The organism is Paenibacillus sp. N22P23 (genome assembly GCF_059383735.1).
The window spans coordinates 587,364-604,260 of the sequence record NZ_JBXENT010000002.1; the positions used below are offsets into that span (position 1 = coordinate 587,364).

General features: G+C 46.8%; 15 protein-coding genes. 1 reads left to right on the forward strand and 14 read right to left on the reverse strand.

Annotated features, from left to right (window positions below; translation table 11 throughout):
* Positions 1-14: 14 nt before the first annotated feature.
* The 8 genes from AC506A_RS13265 to AC506A_RS13300 form a co-directional block, all read right to left on the reverse strand.
* The gene (locus tag AC506A_RS13265; RefSeq protein WP_495461465.1) at positions 15-908 is read right to left on the reverse strand and encodes a carbohydrate ABC transporter permease; all 894 of its coding nucleotides are present in this window, start codon (positions 906-908) and stop codon (positions 15-17) included.
* A 16-nt stretch (positions 909-924) separates the two neighbouring features.
* Entirely contained in the window at positions 925-1,815 is an 891-nt protein-coding gene (locus AC506A_RS13270) for an ABC transporter permease (RefSeq protein WP_495461466.1), read from the reverse strand.
* Between the two features lie 74 nt (positions 1,816-1,889).
* Entirely contained in the window at positions 1,890-3,602 is a 1,713-nt protein-coding gene (locus AC506A_RS13275; RefSeq protein WP_495461467.1) for a type 2 periplasmic-binding domain-containing protein, read from the reverse strand.
* 164 nt (positions 3,603-3,766) lie between these two features.
* Positions 3,767-5,518, reverse strand: a complete 1,752-nt coding sequence (locus AC506A_RS13280) for a cache domain-containing sensor histidine kinase (RefSeq protein ID WP_495461468.1) — start codon at positions 5,516-5,518, stop codon at positions 3,767-3,769.
* Positions 5,515-6,906, reverse strand: a complete 1,392-nt coding sequence (locus AC506A_RS13285) for a response regulator (protein ID WP_495461469.1) — start codon at positions 6,904-6,906, stop codon at positions 5,515-5,517. The genes AC506A_RS13280 and AC506A_RS13285 overlap by 4 nt, the downstream gene beginning before the upstream one ends.
* A gap of 63 nt (positions 6,907-6,969) precedes the next feature.
* Positions 6,970-7,740, reverse strand: a complete 771-nt coding sequence (locus AC506A_RS13290; protein ID WP_495461470.1) for a class I SAM-dependent methyltransferase — start codon at positions 7,738-7,740, stop codon at positions 6,970-6,972.
* A 105-nt stretch (positions 7,741-7,845) separates the two neighbouring features.
* Complete coding sequence (locus tag AC506A_RS13295; protein WP_495461471.1) at positions 7,846-8,160, reverse strand: MocE family 2Fe-2S type ferredoxin; 315 nt, start codon at positions 8,158-8,160, stop codon at positions 7,846-7,848.
* Positions 8,161-8,174: 14 nt separating this feature from the next.
* A complete protein-coding gene (locus AC506A_RS13300) occupies positions 8,175-9,266 on the reverse strand; it encodes a fatty acid desaturase (RefSeq protein WP_495461472.1) in 1,092 nt (363 codons plus the stop codon).
* A 104-nt stretch (positions 9,267-9,370) separates the two neighbouring features.
* Here AC506A_RS13300 and AC506A_RS13305 point away from each other — a divergent pair, with 104 nt between their 5' ends.
* Positions 9,371-10,261: a helix-turn-helix transcriptional regulator gene (locus tag AC506A_RS13305; RefSeq protein WP_495461473.1), complete on the forward strand. Its 891-nt coding sequence runs from the start codon at positions 9,371-9,373 to the stop codon at positions 10,259-10,261.
* Between the two features lie 54 nt (positions 10,262-10,315).
* Here AC506A_RS13305 and AC506A_RS13310 read toward each other — a convergent pair whose 3' ends face one another.
* The 6 genes from AC506A_RS13310 to AC506A_RS13335 form a co-directional block, all read right to left on the reverse strand.
* The gene (locus AC506A_RS13310; protein ID WP_495461474.1) at positions 10,316-11,047 is read right to left on the reverse strand and encodes a sugar isomerase domain-containing protein; all 732 of its coding nucleotides are present in this window, start codon (positions 11,045-11,047) and stop codon (positions 10,316-10,318) included.
* A 12-nt stretch (positions 11,048-11,059) separates the two neighbouring features.
* On the reverse strand, positions 11,060-11,956 hold the full coding sequence (locus AC506A_RS13315; protein WP_495461475.1) for an ROK family protein: 897 nt from the start codon (positions 11,954-11,956) through the stop codon (positions 11,060-11,062).
* 13 nt (positions 11,957-11,969) lie between these two features.
* On the reverse strand, positions 11,970-13,259 hold the full coding sequence (locus AC506A_RS13320) for a Gfo/Idh/MocA family protein (protein ID WP_495461476.1): 1,290 nt from the start codon (positions 13,257-13,259) through the stop codon (positions 11,970-11,972).
* A 67-nt stretch (positions 13,260-13,326) separates the two neighbouring features.
* Positions 13,327-14,982, reverse strand: coding sequence for an ABC transporter substrate-binding protein (locus tag AC506A_RS13325; RefSeq protein WP_495461477.1), 1,656 nt, complete (start codon positions 14,980-14,982; stop codon positions 13,327-13,329).
* A gap of 67 nt (positions 14,983-15,049) precedes the next feature.
* Positions 15,050-15,919 (reverse strand): carbohydrate ABC transporter permease, encoded by an 870-nt coding sequence (locus AC506A_RS13330; protein ID WP_495461478.1) that lies wholly within the window; start codon positions 15,917-15,919, stop codon positions 15,050-15,052.
* A 10-nt stretch (positions 15,920-15,929) separates the two neighbouring features.
* Positions 15,930-16,880, reverse strand: a complete 951-nt coding sequence (locus AC506A_RS13335; RefSeq protein WP_495461479.1) for an ABC transporter permease — start codon at positions 16,878-16,880, stop codon at positions 15,930-15,932.
* Positions 16,881-16,897: the final 17 nt, after the last annotated feature.

Genomic DNA, 16,897 nt, shown 5'->3' on the forward strand with positions numbered 1-16,897 from the left:
ATGTTACCTCCTACTTATTCCTTAACTGACCCAAGTACGATACCGTGAACGAAATATTTCTGAAGAAACGGATAGATCACCAGAAGCGGAATCATCGCCACGATCAACTTGGCTGAGTTCAACGTTTTGTCGGACGCCTTCGACAGCTCTATTAATTGCTCCGTCGTTAGCGATTGCATTAGCGCCGGATCAATCCGAACAACTAGCTGCTGAATATAGGTTTGAAGCGGATAGTTCTCCGGCTTATTCATATAGATCAATCCGTCAAAGAATGAGTTCCAATGACCGACAATACTGAACAATGTAACAGTTGCCAAAGCAGGCATCGAGACTGGAATGAAAATACGCATTAGCGTATACCACGGTCCGGCGCCGTCAACGACTGCCGCTTCCTCGAGCTCCTTGGGCAAATTCCGGAAAAAATTCATGATGAGAATGACGTTGAAAATCGGGACTGCGCCAGGCAAAACGAGCGACCAAATCGTATTCTGCAAATGTAGTTCCGTAATCGTCATATAGAGCGGGATGAGGCCGCCGGAGAAGAGCATGCTGAACACCAAATACCACACATAATATTTTCTTCCCGGGAACATTTTGTTCTCTCTGGCTAATGGGTAAGCCATGATGACGGTCAATATGAAGTTAATCGCTCCGCCAAGCAGCACTCGTTTCACCGAAATAAGAAAGGCTGCAAAAAATTTATGGTCTTCCAGGATGATTTTGTAAGAAGATAGATTGAAGCCAACCGGCCAGGCGAATACTCTGCCGGCATTTACGGCCGCTTTGTCACTGAAAGAAAGCGCAATCGTATACCAGAGAGGAAATAAAGAGATGCAAGCCACAATGGCTAAGAGAGCAAAGATTAAGATATCAGCACTGCGGGTACCCCAAGATTTTGAAAGAACCATGCCCAGTCCCCTTTCTCTAGAAGATGCGATAGTTTGCAAATTTATCCGCTAATTTATTAGAGATGGCAATTAATAGAATGGCAATAACTGACTTCAGCAGTCCGACAGAGGTGGCCAGTCCGTATTGCGCTTCCACTAAGCCGATGCGATAAACGTATGTATCTACGATATCGCCGGTCGAGTAAACGAGCGGATTGTACAGGTTAAATACTTGGTCAAAGCCGGCATTCAGAATGTTGCCAAGACTTAGCGTGGATAGCAGGACAATGGTAGGCATGATGCCGGGAATCGTCACATGGCGCAATTTGCGGAACCTGGAAGCTCCGTCGATTTCAGCCGCTTCGTAGAGAGAAGGATTAATGCCCGCAAGCGCAGCCAAATAAACAATGGCGCTGAAACCGAACTCTTTCAGCACGTCGCTCCATACGATAATGTGGCGAAACCACTGATTGCTGGCCAAGAACATAATGGGATCGACGTGAAATAATCCTATAATCTGGTTTACAATTCCGTCTATGGATAGCATCGCAATCAATATGCCGGATAAAATAACCCAGGACATGAAGTGCGGCAAATAAACGATCGTTTGAACCAACCGTTTAAATGAACGCACGCGTATTTCGTTCAGCAATAATGCAAAGGCAACGGGGATGATCATGCCAAGGACAATCTTCATGGAAGCGATAACAATTGTATTGACGAACACGCGCCTGCTGTCGGGAAGCTGCAACATAAATTTGAAATTATCAAACCCCGCCCATTCTTGCTTAAAGATCGGAATCCCCGGAATGAAATTCTGAAAAGCGATAACAACGCCAAAAATCGGAATCGTGCTGAATACGATGAGAAGCAATATTCCCGGCAGCAGCATCAAGTGATAGTTGAGAAGCCATTTTTTCGATATCATTCGTGTTCCACCCATCATTTAAGTAATGATAAAAGCAAAGCGCCAGCTATCAGAGTTGGCGCTTTACGATTCTCCTATTTATTTGTTTCTTCTGAAATCTCCTTGAGAATTTGTTTACCTCCAAGGCTATTCCATTGGTCTACGAACGAATCAAAGCTGTCCAGCGGTTGTTCACCCATAATAATTTTGAGGAATGTTTCATTTTCGAGCTTCTCCAGAATCGACCATTTCGTAGCCATCGTCTTTGTTTTACCCCAGAATTGATTCCGAGTAATGGCAACGTGATCGTCATTCATCAATGCAGCACCTTCAAATCTTGCGGTTGCATTGGCCCAAGCGGCCAAGTCTTTCTTAGGATCGGCTTGATTCTTGAAGTAATCCGCATACCAGCCTTTAAGCTCGGTATCTAAAGATGAATCATCTTTGGCATCGACAGCTGCTTGAGCCTGCGCATGCGTATCATATACCGTTGTCTCCGGACCGACTTGCAGTGTAAACGGCCACAATTCCCATTTCGCTATAATCTCTGGGTTATCTTTGTAAAGATTAAGCACATCTGGATCGATTTTTCGAATGCCGTTATATTCAACATTCAGCACACGGACAACAGCTTCCGGATGCTCATAGCCTTTTCTTACAACAAGGAAGCCGCCGGTCGGATCTTGGTCAACGGTATTAAACTTACCATCCGCATCGAGAGGAGCAATAAACGGTTTCCACTCCGCTTTCGGATCGTTCTTAACCGAATCGTTCAGCGGCCAATAGGAGATCCACCATGGTCCGAAGACGATACCGACTTGGTTGTTCGCTACGACTTCAGCTGGATCCTTACGGATTGCGAACTGCTTGTCGATAATGCCTTGCTCATACATTTCGTGCAATTTGCCCAACGCTGTTTTCATCTCCGGCAATGTCGAGCTGTATACAAGATTTCCGGAAGCATCCTTCTGCCATTGGCCCTTGGTAGCATGGAACGTACTGAAGATCGGATCAAATCCGCCAAAATTATTCCATCCAGCTAAGGAGGGAACACCGCTTATGCCAAGCGTATCATGCTTACCATGGCCGGCAGCATCATTCTCAATGAACGTTTTGGCTACTTGATTCAGCTCATCTAGCGTTTTAGGCACTTGAAGATTGTATTTATCGAGCCAGTCCTGGCGGATCCACATAATATTGTATTGCTGACCGATATTGGTATTTGGCAGCGCCATCAATTTCCCGTCAAAAGTCGCTCTTCCCAGAACGCGTTCGCCATAGGAATCATAGTAGCCTTTCATTAACGGACTGATGTTGTCTTTATAAACATCACTCAAGTCTTCAATGAGATCCGCCGCGACCAGCTGCTTGAGCTGCGACTCGTTTACGATGAAGGCATCCGGCAGATCACGGCTCGCCATGGATACACCCATCTTTTGTTCATACGCCTCAGGTGTTTCAACCTGCCAAGCATGCGTAACCTTAACGTTCAATTTCTGCTCGACAAATCGAGTGAACTCGTTGTTTTCAACTGTATCTCCATTGGGAAAAGTAATATTTTTGGAGTTGATCACTTTGGAAATTTTGAGTGAGATCGGTTGATCGAATTTACCGAATGGATCCGGCTTTGCCACATCAGTCGCCGACGTATTTGTCGCGGAAGCTTCATTCGTTGACGAATTGGCGGTGTTGGTAGTTTTGTTACCTGCAGTATTGCTTGCATTATTCCCGTTATTGCCTCCGCAAGCGCTTACCAAAAGCATTAGCGATACTAAACTGAGTGCTGCCCATCTGCCCTTGCCTTTCATCTTTCATCCCCCTTGATGAACTATTTCACTACGACCTCATCTTACCTTTGATGTGGTAAATGTAGAGAGAGAACCCTGCTGTTCTTAGTTAGAATTCGGTTCATCATTTGACTCTGTTATCCAATGAAAATCTCATTTTCTCACCTGCAGTAACCATTTTCATACTATTTCTTACCTGTGGTTACGTTCAGCGGCACCATTAACGTTACAGTCGTACCTTGCCCGATCCGGCTGTCGATCGAGAACCTGCAGTCATCGCCATAATGGGCATGAATGACTCTCTTCACATAGTCGAGTCCAATGCCCAGACCCGAATCCCGCAGCGGATTCTTCTCTTCCAGCATGACTTTGGCGATCTCGTCTTCTGACATACCCTCTCCGTTATCGATCACTTCGATGATCAAATAATGATCGCTGACCTTATGAATATTGAGCGATATTTTGCCATCCTCATCGCTTAAGCCGTGATAAAGCGCATTTTCCACAATCGGTTGAAGGATGAATCTGGGAACATCGGTATCAAGCAGTCCATCATCAATGTCGGCAATCACTTGGAATTCGCAATCGTACCTGACGCGCTGAAGCGCGATATAGTCATGTATGGCTGCCACTTCATCTCTGAGCGCGACGATTTCTCCCTTTTTCCCAAGGTTATAGTGGAGAATGCGGGTGAAAACCGATACAAACTGGTCGATCTCCGTTTGCCCTTTCTTTCTGGCAAGCCATTGAATCGTATTCAATGTGTTGTGAATAAAGTGCGGGTTAATTTGGTAAAGCAGCTTCTCAACCTCTAATTGCCGCTTATTGGTTTCTCTTTGCTCGATATCGCCAATCAGATCCTGAATCCGGGTCCTCATTTGATAGGACTTTTGCATGAGAATATCAAATTCAATAATATTGGTGTAGTTCACCGGGGAATCGAATTTGCTGCTTGCCAATAGCTGCATGTCATGGCCGACCTTCTTCAAGGGCAGATAAACCGTTCGCCACAGCACATAGGCAAACAACAGACTGATAAACAAGCTGCCGGAGCCAATCAAGATATATTTAATTAGCCACTTATGGAATTCTCTCTCGAAATCTTGCTTTGCGATGACGACCATTAGGCTCCAGCCTTGCTCATTGTGCTGCCCGAACAGATAGTAATCCCCGTGCTTCTCTTTAAAAGTGCCGGACGTGCCGGAAATCGCATATTGTTCCCCGAGCTGAAATTTCTCCGGAAAATCGCTGTAAACAATGCTTCCTTGATCATTGATCAATACATTCGAAGCCTTCATGCCATATTGCTGCTTGTCCATGATTTGCTCGAACAATTTATTATTCGTTTCCACGTACAAGTACACTTGGTTTTCTCCCGTTAAATACACAGGACGTACCAAAGAAAATACGATCTTCTTCTTCCCATACCGGTACAGCGTTTCATGAGGTCCGTAGAAAGTAACGGCTTTCCCTGCTGCCAGTCGTGGCAGCTTGTCGAAGCTGAAGCCCGGTTCTACCATCAAATTCTCGAACTTTATCTCGTTCTTCTTCGGAAAATAATAAAACATAACGCCTAGATTAGGATTGGTAAAGTTAACAAGATTTAAGTTTTGCTGGATATCTTGATTCAGCTCCATTTGCTGATAAATGCTCTCCGTCGTCAAATAATCCGTTAATTTCTGACCGACGTTGCCTTCATTGGTGAGCTGAAGCGAAGCGTAATCCATATTATTCAATGTACTGTTCAGGTTATAGCTGCCCTGATTGAGTGAATTGAATAAACCGCTTTCAATTTTCTTGTTCGTGATTTCTTCAATGGATCGATACGATACCCATCCTATCAAAGCTAACGGGATGAATGCGCTGAGCAGCAGAATGAGGATGAGTTTCTTTTTGAGCGATTGTGCTCTTCTTTGTTTGGGTAAGAGTGATTTCACATTGTCCTCCCGCTTTTCATCCCGAATTGCTTTCGATGATCCAGCGGGTTTCTCCCGAACTGTCTGAAGAACACTCGGCTAAAATACTTCTCGTCCTGAAAGCCGGTTTTCTCCGCAATCATATAGATCGGAAGCGGAGTGGACTCGATTAAGACAACCGCTTTCTCCAAACGTAAATGCTTGGAGTACTCGCTGTAGGGTTTCCCAACGATATCTTTAAAGCATCGACTGAAATAGCTGCCGCTCATTAAGAACTTTGCCGCCAATTCATCGCGATTAAAATCATACTCACTGCTTTCATGGATAAGGCGAATGGCCTTCATGACAAGGATGATAATATCTGTGGAGTATGGAAACGTATTCGTTTTCTGCAGCAGCGCTTCTCTGAAGGCTGTGAGCCATGCTGAGGTTTGATGCCAGGAGTTAAAGGCATTCTTATACTCCTGTATGTGCTTATCCTCACTTAAAAAGGGCAACCAATGAACGAGTTGCTCCTCGATTAGCCTTAAGAGCGTATCGCGATTGGGTCTTAATTCAGCAATCCTCCCTAGAATTGCTTGGAATGTTTCTTCTTTGTAAATCCAGTTCATATCTCTCCATTCGTTGTTCAACTTGTCCCATTCATTGGAGAGCGTTGTCTCGTCAGATGTCGGCAGGCTTAGCGAGATAATCCCCATTTGTTGTCCAGGCAGAAAGTCATAATAGATCTGCCCTGGAGCCGCTGAGCGGATTGCTTGGCTGATCGCGTTAACCGATTCTTGATTTACACCTTCAATATCCGCCCATATCCAATTCTGATGATGGGTTACAAATTGTTGGATGGTGAAGTCGATTTCATGACTCTCCTTGCGTAACAACCATATTCCGCTGCATACATCATAAACATGCTCTGATCCGTTTATTTCGCCCGGGAATGCACAGTGATGCTGTGTGACGGCAGCTTCGACATTAACAAGCAGCCCATACTGCCGGCTCCCCGGCTTCTCATTTCGGTACGAGCTAGTACTCTCGTAACCAATACGGTCCACGATTCGAGAGATGATATCTTCGATCTTCTCTGTATCGAGCTGCGTCTTTACGATATAATCCAAAGCACCTAAGCGCAGTGCCTCTTGAATGTAGTCAAAGTCTTGGTGGCAGGTAAGCACAACCATTCTTGTATGGTGAAATCTCTCCCGGATGGCTTTCATAAGCTCAATGCCATTCATAATCGGCATGGTCAAATCTATAAAGATAAGGTCAACCTGATTATGCTGCATGAACTCGAGCGCTATTTTCCCGTTGACAGCTTCACCAACAATTTCAATCCGAAATTGCTCCCAGGGTACGATTGAAATAAAGCCTTTCCTGGCTAGTTTCTCATCATCTACGACTAGCGCTTTAATCATGCAGAACTCCCCTTTGTGGTTGTATCTGAAAAAAACCGCCTTATGAATAGGCGGTCTTTTGAACTATTTTCTCGCAGTTACTATAGGCTGGTAATAGCCGGATTCGGATGGCATACACCACTCGATATCAGAGAATCCTACTCTAATCAAGATGGTAGTTAATTCTTCACGTAATAAAGCTCGGTACCTTGTTTTATTATGCTTTGTTATCCAGTGCCCATCTATTTCCTGCATAATAAAATGGTTGGTCTGATAGGTTCGTGCATCATCTGCCCAATCCCAAACCTGAAAGACCATGCGCTTACCATTATCGAAAATACGCGGCTCAGTAGCTCTGGGCTTTTCTTTCACCAGTTCATCGTAATCCCTCAATGTGAGGAGAAGAACGCCGTCATTTTTAACTTTCGCATACATATTGCTCAAAGCGAGAACTAAATCCTCATCCGTCAGGAGATGTGGGACAGCATTATCTGCGGATAGAACGACTTCAAAAAGGCCGGGGACAGCAAGATTCAACGAACGAAAATCAGCGACCCCAAATGTGATTGAAACTCCGAAAGCTGCTGCCTCTTGTGCTGCTCTCTCTATCGAAACCGGACTTAGATCAGTACCCGTTACTTCAAATCCATGATTCGCAAGTCCAATTGCTTGCGTGCCAATCCCGCAGGAACAGTCGAGAAGCTTGACGCCTCCTTGGCCATGATTCACGATTTTGGAATGTATGATTTTGCTTAAAACCTCGCCCTGCCAGGAAATAGCATGATTCCAATCCACGAAAATAAGGTGGTAATCTTCAGCCAGGTCGTCGTAAAAATCTAATACAGAATCATCCAATGCACTCGCCACCTATTGGGATTAGTGAATTTCTCTAAGTATAGGGAATTAGTGTACTCATGTATAATACATAAAAAGTCATAAGATATAGCTCCAAAGCTATTCTTAGTCGATCTGGATGAAGATTTTATCATCTTCAATCTTTACCGGGTACGTCTTCAAATCTACGCATACCGGCTTGCGCTTTGCAGCGCCTGTTGTGTAATCAAATCGGCCATTATGCTTCGGGCATTCGATGATGCTGCCCATTACTAAACCATCCGCAAGATGAAACTTTTCATGCGTGCAATACCCATCAGTCGCATAAAATTTGCTCTTGTCAGAGCGATAAACGGCAAAGGTTCGATCGGCATAATCAAAGCGGATCACGTCCTCCTCATCGATATCATCGACCGCTCCCACTTCTATCCATTCATTCATGACATTTCCTCCGGTTAGGCAGATTCATTTTTCCCCTCAGGTATAGGGGGGTTCGATTTCGATATACGTTCGGCGAACTCGCGGTATTTGGGAACCACATAGTCCGGTTCATACTGGATCTTAACAAGCGCATATAGCGTTTCGCTGAAAGCGGACCAAAAGCTCGGGGCTGCTGCCGGACAGTCGCTTTTGATTTCTTCATGCAGTTTAGGAAGGTTATAGTAGGGGACCATCGGAAACATGTGATGTTCCATGTGGTAATTCATGTTGGTGTAGATAAACCTTAATAAACGATTCGTATAGAAGGTTCGGACACAAAGTCTATGATCAGTTGTATCTTCATAAAGACCCGTATGCTGCATGACAGAAAGAGTAGATATGAGATAGAATCCATAAAACGCGGGCAATCCGATAAACATGAGCGGCAGAATGCTCTGGATATAAATGCAAAACCCAATGATTCCAATATAGAGCAGCAGCGTAATTCGCGCTTCCCAATAAATCTTCCTCCGCTCGGAAGGTGGGATCAATTCCTTCTCGGCATCACTTAGACGACCGATAGCATGGGTAAAAAAATATTTGATAGCTTGATGAATGGTATTCAGACGTATGATTCCGTATCGAATCAGGGCAACCAAATTCGGTGGACGAGTGGTAGCAATTTCCGGATCGCTTCCTACAATGATTGTATCCGTATGGTGCCTTACGTGGGACCATCGATAACCCGTCCCGAGCGTAAGGGTCAGGAACGAACAGAACTGATACATTACTTCGTTGAGCCATGCCGTTCGAAATGGTGTACCATGACTGAATTCATGCCATCTTGAGATCGCGGATACGGAATAAACCGTTCCATAGACGAGAAAGACCGGTATCGCAAACCAAGTTCCCCAAGATAAATAAGCAAGATAACCTAGTGCACCGAGCAATGCGAACCAGAGCAGCGTGTCGCGTATGGCAGGAAGATTTCTCCTAGCGGTGAGTTCTTTCATGCGCTTGCGTGGAACCGGGCATTGATACCAATTCGCTTGAATTAGCCCTTTCTCTTGTGCTTTCGCACGTTCGGGTCCTGTGATGCTGTAATCCCGCGTTACGATATTATCCATCTCACCACTCCTAAGCTGAATTTTATAGGTCCCTTCCATTACTTCAATATTACTTGATTGTTTCTTTATTGACTTCCCAGATTACATCGAATAGGATTTGAAACATGAGAAAACAACTTGCTGCCCGGCAGCGCTGGGTATATCCCGTCCACTATGAAAATGAAATCAATGAAGACGAGAATCGAATAAGTCTCGTACCAGAGCTGCTATTACTCGGCTATCAGAAGTATGCAGAAGCCTATCCAATTCCACTGCATCTCCATAATCATGGGTATGAGTTTGTTTATATGGAGCACGGCAGCGTGACATGGGAGGTGAACGGCGTTTTATACCCTACCCATGCAGGGCAATGGTTTTATACGCGACCAGGCGAGCTGCATAAAGCGCGGTTTGATCATATGGAACCGAGCCGAATCTGGTGGTTTATCCTGGAGGATCCCCTAGACAACCTAGATTGGTTCGGCCTCAGTAACTCAGATCGTGAAGTCGTGATAGATCTCATATCGAAGCTCCCTAGAGTATTTCGTGCGGATCAACACGTGCAAGAGCAATTCATGCGGTTGAAGTCCACTTTAGAAGCGGAAAGTCAGAATCCAACCTTGTTTGCACGTCACCAGTTATTGGATATTGTATTAAGAATACTGCATCCGGATCATTCCAAAACCAACGAGGTCGAACTTCAGGAGGCCGTCATACAGGCTGTCAATCAAATGGTTCAATCCCCCGAGTTACGCTTCTCTATCGCGGACATGGCCAAAGCTGTACAGGTGAGTTCGTCACACTTCTATAAATTGTTTTATCGCATTTACGGGGAGTCTCCCGCTGCTTATATGATACGAACAAGGATGGAACATGCCTGCGTACTCTTGAGGCAAGACATTTCCATTACAGAAATAGCGCTTAAGCTCGGTTATGAGACCAGCCAGCACTTCTCGACCGTGTTTAAGAAACTGATTGGCAGGTCCCCCAGCGAATGGCGAAAGCATTTGCAATAACGAGAAAAGACAACAAAACAGCCCCCGAATTAACGGGGGCAACTACAGGATACTTCATAAATAACGTATCCGGTTCCGATAACGGTCGATGAGCTCCCTATTGTGCCCGTCTCCTCCATCTCGGTTGGCGCTTACTAATACCGGCGGCTCAAAGCCGCTTGTCTGCAGCTCCTCGACGACTGCCACAGTAAGCGCTTGGATGAGCGCAATGCCGCCAATCGTCGATGTCGCTCCCACTTGTTGCCCGCTGTCATCGTATGACAATACGGCATCGCCGTATACGCCGCAATTATCAAGCACGATGTCGGCGACCTCATGCAGTTTTTTGCCGCTTTCATGACGTGATGCCGTCCTCATCGAATGGTCCATGTTGGTCATCGCGACGACATACAGTCCTCGCTGCTTGCAAGCCAGCGCAACTTCAATCGGGACAGCGTTTATCCCGGAATTGGATACGACGACGATAATTTCGCCGGGGCGCAGATCATATCCGGTCAGCAGCACCTCCGCGTAACCCGGCAACCTTTCCAATAAAGTTGCCCTTCCAACGTTCAGCTCCATTAAGGACGGCTCCAGCATCGCGTTTACGCAGGCGAGGCCTCCGGCGCGATGAAACACGTCTTCTGCAATCATATGGGAGTGCCCGCTCCCGAACACGTGCATAATTCCTCCCGCTGCGATGGAATCTGCAAGTAGAACTGCGATTTCCCTTATCTTCCCTTGTTGAGTCTCGAGAATGCGATCGAGCTGCTCCTGCACATTTCGGATATATTGATTCAGTAACATCTCATTCACCTCTTATTCAGGTTTGAATAGCAATGCCGCAGCACCCAAGATACCAGCCGTTGTCGGAAAGGCAGCTTGCGCGATATGTACGTGCAGCAAATTCAAGGCCGGTATGCGTTCCGTCGCGGTCGCCCGTACCGAATCGAACAGTAAACTGCCCGCTTGGCTAAAGCCTCCGCCGATGATGACCTTTCCTATACCAAATAAATGCATGCAATTGACCAAGCTGATTCCAAGCAGCACGCCGGCATCCTGAAACAGCTTCTTTGCATATAGATCACCATGATGAGCCGCTTTATAGACTTGATAGGCGTCCAGGCCGGTGTTTGCTTCCATTGCCGCTGCGGATACGTAAGCTTCCAAGCAGCCACGATTTCCGCATTTACACGGCTTGCCGTCCGGGATGATGCTCGTATGTCCAATATTGAGAATCGGTCCCCATCCACCTTCAAACATCCTTTGGCCCACAATCAAGCTGGCTCCGACGCCAGTTCCAATACATAGATAAAGAAAGTTGTCCATGCCGATACCGGCGCCAAACTTTCTTTCCCCTTGAGCGCCGGCAACCGCATCGCAAGTCAGTCGCACAGGAAGCTGAAGCTTATCCTGCATAATTGCTGATAGCGGTACCTGCTGCCAGCCTAGATTCACGGCATCATTCACGATGCCTCGCCTTGCGTCCACGATTCCCGGAGAGGCGATCCCCACACCTGCCAACTGATCCTTTTCCGTCCCCAGCATCATGATAAAATCGGCTATTTGTTGGCTAATGAGCGCAACATCCGCCTTATTATCCTTATTGCGTGGCAAGGGAATGGAATGATCGGCGATGATTCGGCCTCGGTTGCTCACAAGCCCCATCTTCAAATTTGTTCCGCCGATATCGACACCGATGGCCATTCTCTCCATTTGCTGCCTCCATCTACATGTTTACGTTCAAACCTCTGGTTAATTCGTCCATATATTCGGAAAGTAGGACCACTCTGCTATCAAGCCGAGATTGCTCCGCTGCAAAAGCCATCAAATGACTTTGTACCGACACTCTCGCTTCCGTGAGCCCCTTTACCTTCCCATCGCTCTGAACCAGTCGAACGAAATCCCGCATAATGCCTGTATCTCCGCCGCCATGTCCGGCAATATCTGCATCCAGATGAATCGTCTCTCGCTCCCTCGTAATGAAGCTCGTCACTTCGATGACGTTCTTCTCCATGTCCGCCCTGATTTGACCCTGCGTTCCCATAAGCTTCACCGAACGGCCGCCTTCATACGTAAAGGCAGTCATTGTGAAGGCTACCGTGACCTCGTTTGCAAATTCCAAATTCACCACCTGATGATCCACGACGTTATTATCGCAGTGGTAGACGCAGCGTCCGTAAGGGCCTTCCTTCAACGCTTTCAGCATTCCCTCGTCGCTTGTGTCGCTGCTGCTGACAATCGATCGAAGGATTTCACCTTCCAATCCTCCCCTTTCGATATACATCTTAGGGGCATAATAAGGGCATTCATCCTGAACCGGACAGCCGTCGATGCATCTCTTAGGCGCACCTGCCGGCGCATTCTCTGAACGAAAATGGGTTAGAGAGCCGAAGGAAGACACTTTGGTGCATTCCGCATCCACGAGCCAAGCTAGAATGTCCATATCGTGACAGCTTTTCGCTAGAATCATAGGACTGGACTCTTCGGCGTTTCTCCAATTCCCTCTGACAAAGCTGTGAGCCTGGTGCCTGTGTTCCACGTTCTCTGTATGCTGGATCGATACGAGTCTTCCGATTCGGCCATCTGCGATGAGCCGTTTGATCGTCGCAAAGAAATCCGTATAGCGCAGAACATGGCAAATCGAGAAGACGCGGTTATGCTTCTCTGCATACTCCCCCATCAGCATGCATTCGAGCGGATCCGGAGACATGGGTTTTTCCAATAGGACATGGTAGCCTTTCTCCAAAGCCTGTATCGCAGGTTGAAAATGCATTTTATCTTGCGTACAGATCAATATGGCATCGGCCAGCTTCGGTTTGCTGAGCAAATCCTCCCAGCTCGAATAACAATTCCCCTCTGGAATATCATGTGTTCGCTGAAAGTCATCCCTCCGGCTGCGATCCACATCTGCTACGGCGACAAATTGAAGTTCATCCGGATACTCCAGTGCATAAGGTGCGTAAGCTCCCGCTCCTCTCTGTCCTGCTCCGATTAATGCTGCCGTTATCTTCTTCATGATTCGTATTCCCCTTCCTATTAAAAAGGCTTTCTCTATGAAGAGAAAGCCTCATTCATCCTTCTTGTTACTGATTAGCCGCTCTCCACTCATCCAATTGCTTCTGCTTCTCCGCGATGATTTTGTCAGCGCCGGCTTTCTTCATTCGATCGATAAATTGCGGCAAATATTTGTCCGGGTCAACGGAGCCGGAAGCAATTGCATAATAAAGCTCATCAATAACCGCATCACAATTAGCTTTCTCGGTTTTCACCGGCGTAAAGTCGAATACGAAGCCAAGCGCATTGGAAGGCGCTGCATTGCGATTCAGATCAGCCCATAGCTTGGTGCCTTTACCGTCAACTTCAGCACCTTGCGGGTCGCCCTCAGAGTAAAATGTTTGGGTCATGTTCCCGAACTCCCAGCCTGAGAACGTTGCATACCCGCCATCCTTGATCGTTTCGATCCGGTTGTCCGCTACTTTCTTGTAATGTTTGCCTTCTACGCCCCATACGATCAAGTTATAAATTTGTGAGTCCGTGTTCAGCAGGTTAATGAACATCATCGCACGCTCTTTGTTTGGCGAGTTCGCGGAAATAGCCGTGATCGTTGCCGCAGCTTTATCCGTTGTAAGCAGCGGTTTCACGAATTGCAGATCATAGGACTGAATATCTTTGTTTGCGTTGCTCATGCGGCCGCCTGCTTGCATGCCAACTGCTTCATATGCCAACGTATCGATATCAATTTGACCGATTGTAGTTGCATTTTTGCCGGCTTTGGCATCGGCAGAGCCATCTTTTAACGTTGGAGCATCTTTACGCACATAGCCCTTCGTGTACCAGTCTCTCATCATGTGGACATAATCGCTAAACTCTTGTGATTCATATTGGTTGACAACCTTATTGCCGTCATTCAGATAGAGCCAGCCCGGCGTCTTGGTATCCCCGAGCGATTCGAAGCCGAACATCGGCGTTGCCAGTAGGAACGGATCCTGCGGCTGGCTGTAGCCGAACGGGATCAGCGTTTTTTCATTCGCCTTAATCGTTTCCAGGAATGGCGTTAACTCCTTCAAGCTCTTAATGGATTTCCAATCCAGATTGTACTTATCGGCAACGGTCTTCTGAATGAGGTAACCGTAGCCTGCCGTTGACTGCTGGAAGTTCGGCACACCATAGGTTTGGCCCTTCACCTTTACCGTTTTCCAGAACGTGTCAGGTACTCCGGTTTTTGTATCAGGCGCATATTTATCGAGAAGGTCGTCAATTGGAGCGAACGCACCATTCGCTACATTCTGGTAAAAATTATTCGTCCATGTTGCAGTAAAGGCCAAGTCATACGGCTCGCCGGAAGCGTTCACGAGCTTCATTTTCTCGTCGTACGCAGCCCAATCAACCAGCTTTAAATGAACGGTGGCATTGATTTTAGGCTCTACAAGCTTATTTAGCTCCGTTTCTACCGTTGCCAAGTCAGCCTGCGGTGAGTTCACAAAATAATACGTGAGATCAACGTGCTCAAGCTTCGGTTCTTCAGTGGCAGTGCTCGTGTTGCTTGAATTGTTGCTTGAAGCGTTATCGGAAGTATCCGAGGAATTCGCAGCAGCCGTGTTATTGGTTGATGAGGCAGATTCATTCTTTGCATTGGCTTCGCTCGCATTATTGTTCGATGAGCCGCAGCCGGATAGAAGAAACGTGGACATGAGACAAGCTGCTGTAACCAGTGTAATCTTGCTCTTTGCTTTTTTCATTCGATTGACCTCCGTTTTATTTGTTTATATGCTGCATCAGGCTGAAGCCTGGTATAGCCGTGGCGGCTTACGATTTAACGGCTCCCAAAGTGAGCCCCTTCACGAAATAACGCTGAAGGTAAGGATAGGCAATTATAATCGGCCCAACGGCGAGCACGCAGGTCGCCATCCGGGCTGTTTCGTCAGGTAAATTCGCCGCGATATCTTCAACCAGCGAATTGCCTTGCAGATAGGCAATGTTGTTCATGATGGACTGGAGAAGAAACTGAAGCGTGTACAACTTACTGTTCTCCACCATGATCGCTGCTGTGAACCAGTCGTTCCAGAAGAACACTCCGACGAATAGAGCGATTGTAGCCAGTACCGGTGTGGATAACGGCACCACCAGCTTCAAGAAAGTGTTAAATTCGCCGGAACCGTCAATTCTCGCAGATTCAATGATTTCATCCGGAATTCCTTTGAAGAAGTTCCGCATGATCAGCACATTGACCGATGACACCAGGTACGGAAAGATGAGCACGAAGAACGTATCTTTCAGGTGCAGATACTTCGATAATAGAATGTACCAGGGTACTAGGCCTCCGTTAAACAGCAGGCAGAAGACAACCAGAAACGATACGATATTACGGTACTTGACTTCATTTCTGGAGAGCGTGTACGCAAACATGGAAGATATAATCAGATGCAGCAGCGTCCCGGTTATCGTCACCGCAATGGTCACCAGATAAGCATGCATAATCGGCGAATTTCCCATTAGAATGTACTCGTAAGCCTTCAGGCTGAAGGACTTCGGAATAAGGCCATAGCCCTCTTGGAATATCGACTCTTCTTGCGACAGCGAGGTCGATAAGATCACGAGCAGCGGAATGATGCAGATCGTGGAATAAATCATAAATCCGGCATTCAGAATAATTTTCGATAGCGAAAATGATTTCACCGTATCCCCCCTAGAATAGCGCGCTGTCACGGTCGTACAAGCGAATGATGGCATTGGATGCAAGAACGAGCACGAACCCTACGACGGATTGGTACAAGCCTGCCGCGGATGACATCCCGAAATCACCCATTGTCTTGAGCGAGCGATAGATATAGGTATCAATGACATCGGTCGCTCCATACAGCACGCCGGATTGCATGGGAAGATTGAAGAACATCCCCCAGTCGCCGAATGCACCATAGAACATCTTGCCTGCTTGCAGCAGAACAAGCGTGATCGTGATCGGTGTCAGCATCGGAATCGTAATGCGCAGCGCTTGTTGAAATTTCGTTGCCCCATCCAGCTCGGCAGCTTCATAATACTCGGAAGAAATACTGGCGATGCCTGCCGCGAATATGACCGCGAAGTACCCTACATTCTTCCATATATAAGCAGCCGGCAAAATGAATCTCCAATAGAACGGCTCCGAATACCACTGTATCGATTCGATGCCAAACGAGCCGAGCAGTTGATTCAGTATGCCTTTATCCATGCTTAGAAACGAGAAAAGCAGGTACTCCGCAACGACCCATGACAACAGGTAAGGCAGAAGCAGAATGCTTTTGTAGGCCCCGGCCAGCAGGCGGTTGCCGATACTGTTGATAAGTATGGCGATGATAAGCGCAAGCCCAATTCCGGTGACAAGGAACACCAAATTGTACACAATTGTGTTCAAGGTAACTTGCAGGACGGTGTCCGACGAGAACATGAACTTGAAATTGTCGAACCCGATCCACGGGCTCCCGGTTATTCCTTTAAAAGGATTGAATTGCTGAAATGCGATGACTACGCCGATCATCGGCAGGTAATACATCACAAGGATGAACAGCAACCCGGGCAGCATCATCATATAGAACGTTTTGTTTCTGATCAGCTCGCTTAAGATCGGTATGGTGGATCTTCTACCTTTTGCGCCTTGCATGGTCTTCCTCCTCCACG

What these genes read in the sequence shown, in the direction of transcription:
- AC506A_RS13265 (WP_495461465.1), bottom strand. Translation starts at nt 908, where the DNA reads ATGGTTCTTTCAAAATCTTGGGGTACCCGCAGTGCTGATATCTTAATC.
- AC506A_RS13270 (WP_495461466.1), bottom strand. Translation starts at nt 1,815, where the DNA reads ATGATATCGAAAAAATGGCTTCTCAACTATCACTTGATGCTGCTGCCG.
- AC506A_RS13275 (WP_495461467.1), bottom strand. Translation starts at nt 3,602, where the DNA reads ATGAAAGGCAAGGGCAGATGGGCAGCACTCAGTTTAGTATCGCTAATG.
- AC506A_RS13285 (WP_495461469.1), bottom strand. Translation starts at nt 6,906, where the DNA reads ATGATTAAAGCGCTAGTCGTAGATGATGAGAAACTAGCCAGGAAAGGC.
- AC506A_RS13295 (WP_495461471.1), bottom strand. Translation starts at nt 8,160, where the DNA reads ATGAATGAATGGATAGAAGTGGGAGCGGTCGATGATATCGATGAGGAG.
- AC506A_RS13300 (WP_495461472.1), bottom strand. Translation starts at nt 9,266, where the DNA reads ATGGATAATATCGTAACGCGGGATTACAGCATCACAGGACCCGAACGT.
- AC506A_RS13305 (WP_495461473.1), top strand. Translation starts at nt 9,371, where the DNA reads ATGAGAAAACAACTTGCTGCCCGGCAGCGCTGGGTATATCCCGTCCAC.
- AC506A_RS13310 (WP_495461474.1), bottom strand. Translation starts at nt 11,047, where the DNA reads ATGTTACTGAATCAATATATCCGAAATGTGCAGGAGCAGCTCGATCGC.
- AC506A_RS13315 (WP_495461475.1), bottom strand. Translation starts at nt 11,956, where the DNA reads ATGGAGAGAATGGCCATCGGTGTCGATATCGGCGGAACAAATTTGAAG.
- AC506A_RS13320 (WP_495461476.1), bottom strand. Translation starts at nt 13,259, where the DNA reads ATGAAGAAGATAACGGCAGCATTAATCGGAGCAGGACAGAGAGGAGCG.
- AC506A_RS13325 (WP_495461477.1), bottom strand. Translation starts at nt 14,982, where the DNA reads ATGAAAAAAGCAAAGAGCAAGATTACACTGGTTACAGCAGCTTGTCTC.
- AC506A_RS13335 (WP_495461479.1), bottom strand. Translation starts at nt 16,880, where the DNA reads ATGCAAGGCGCAAAAGGTAGAAGATCCACCATACCGATCTTAAGCGAG.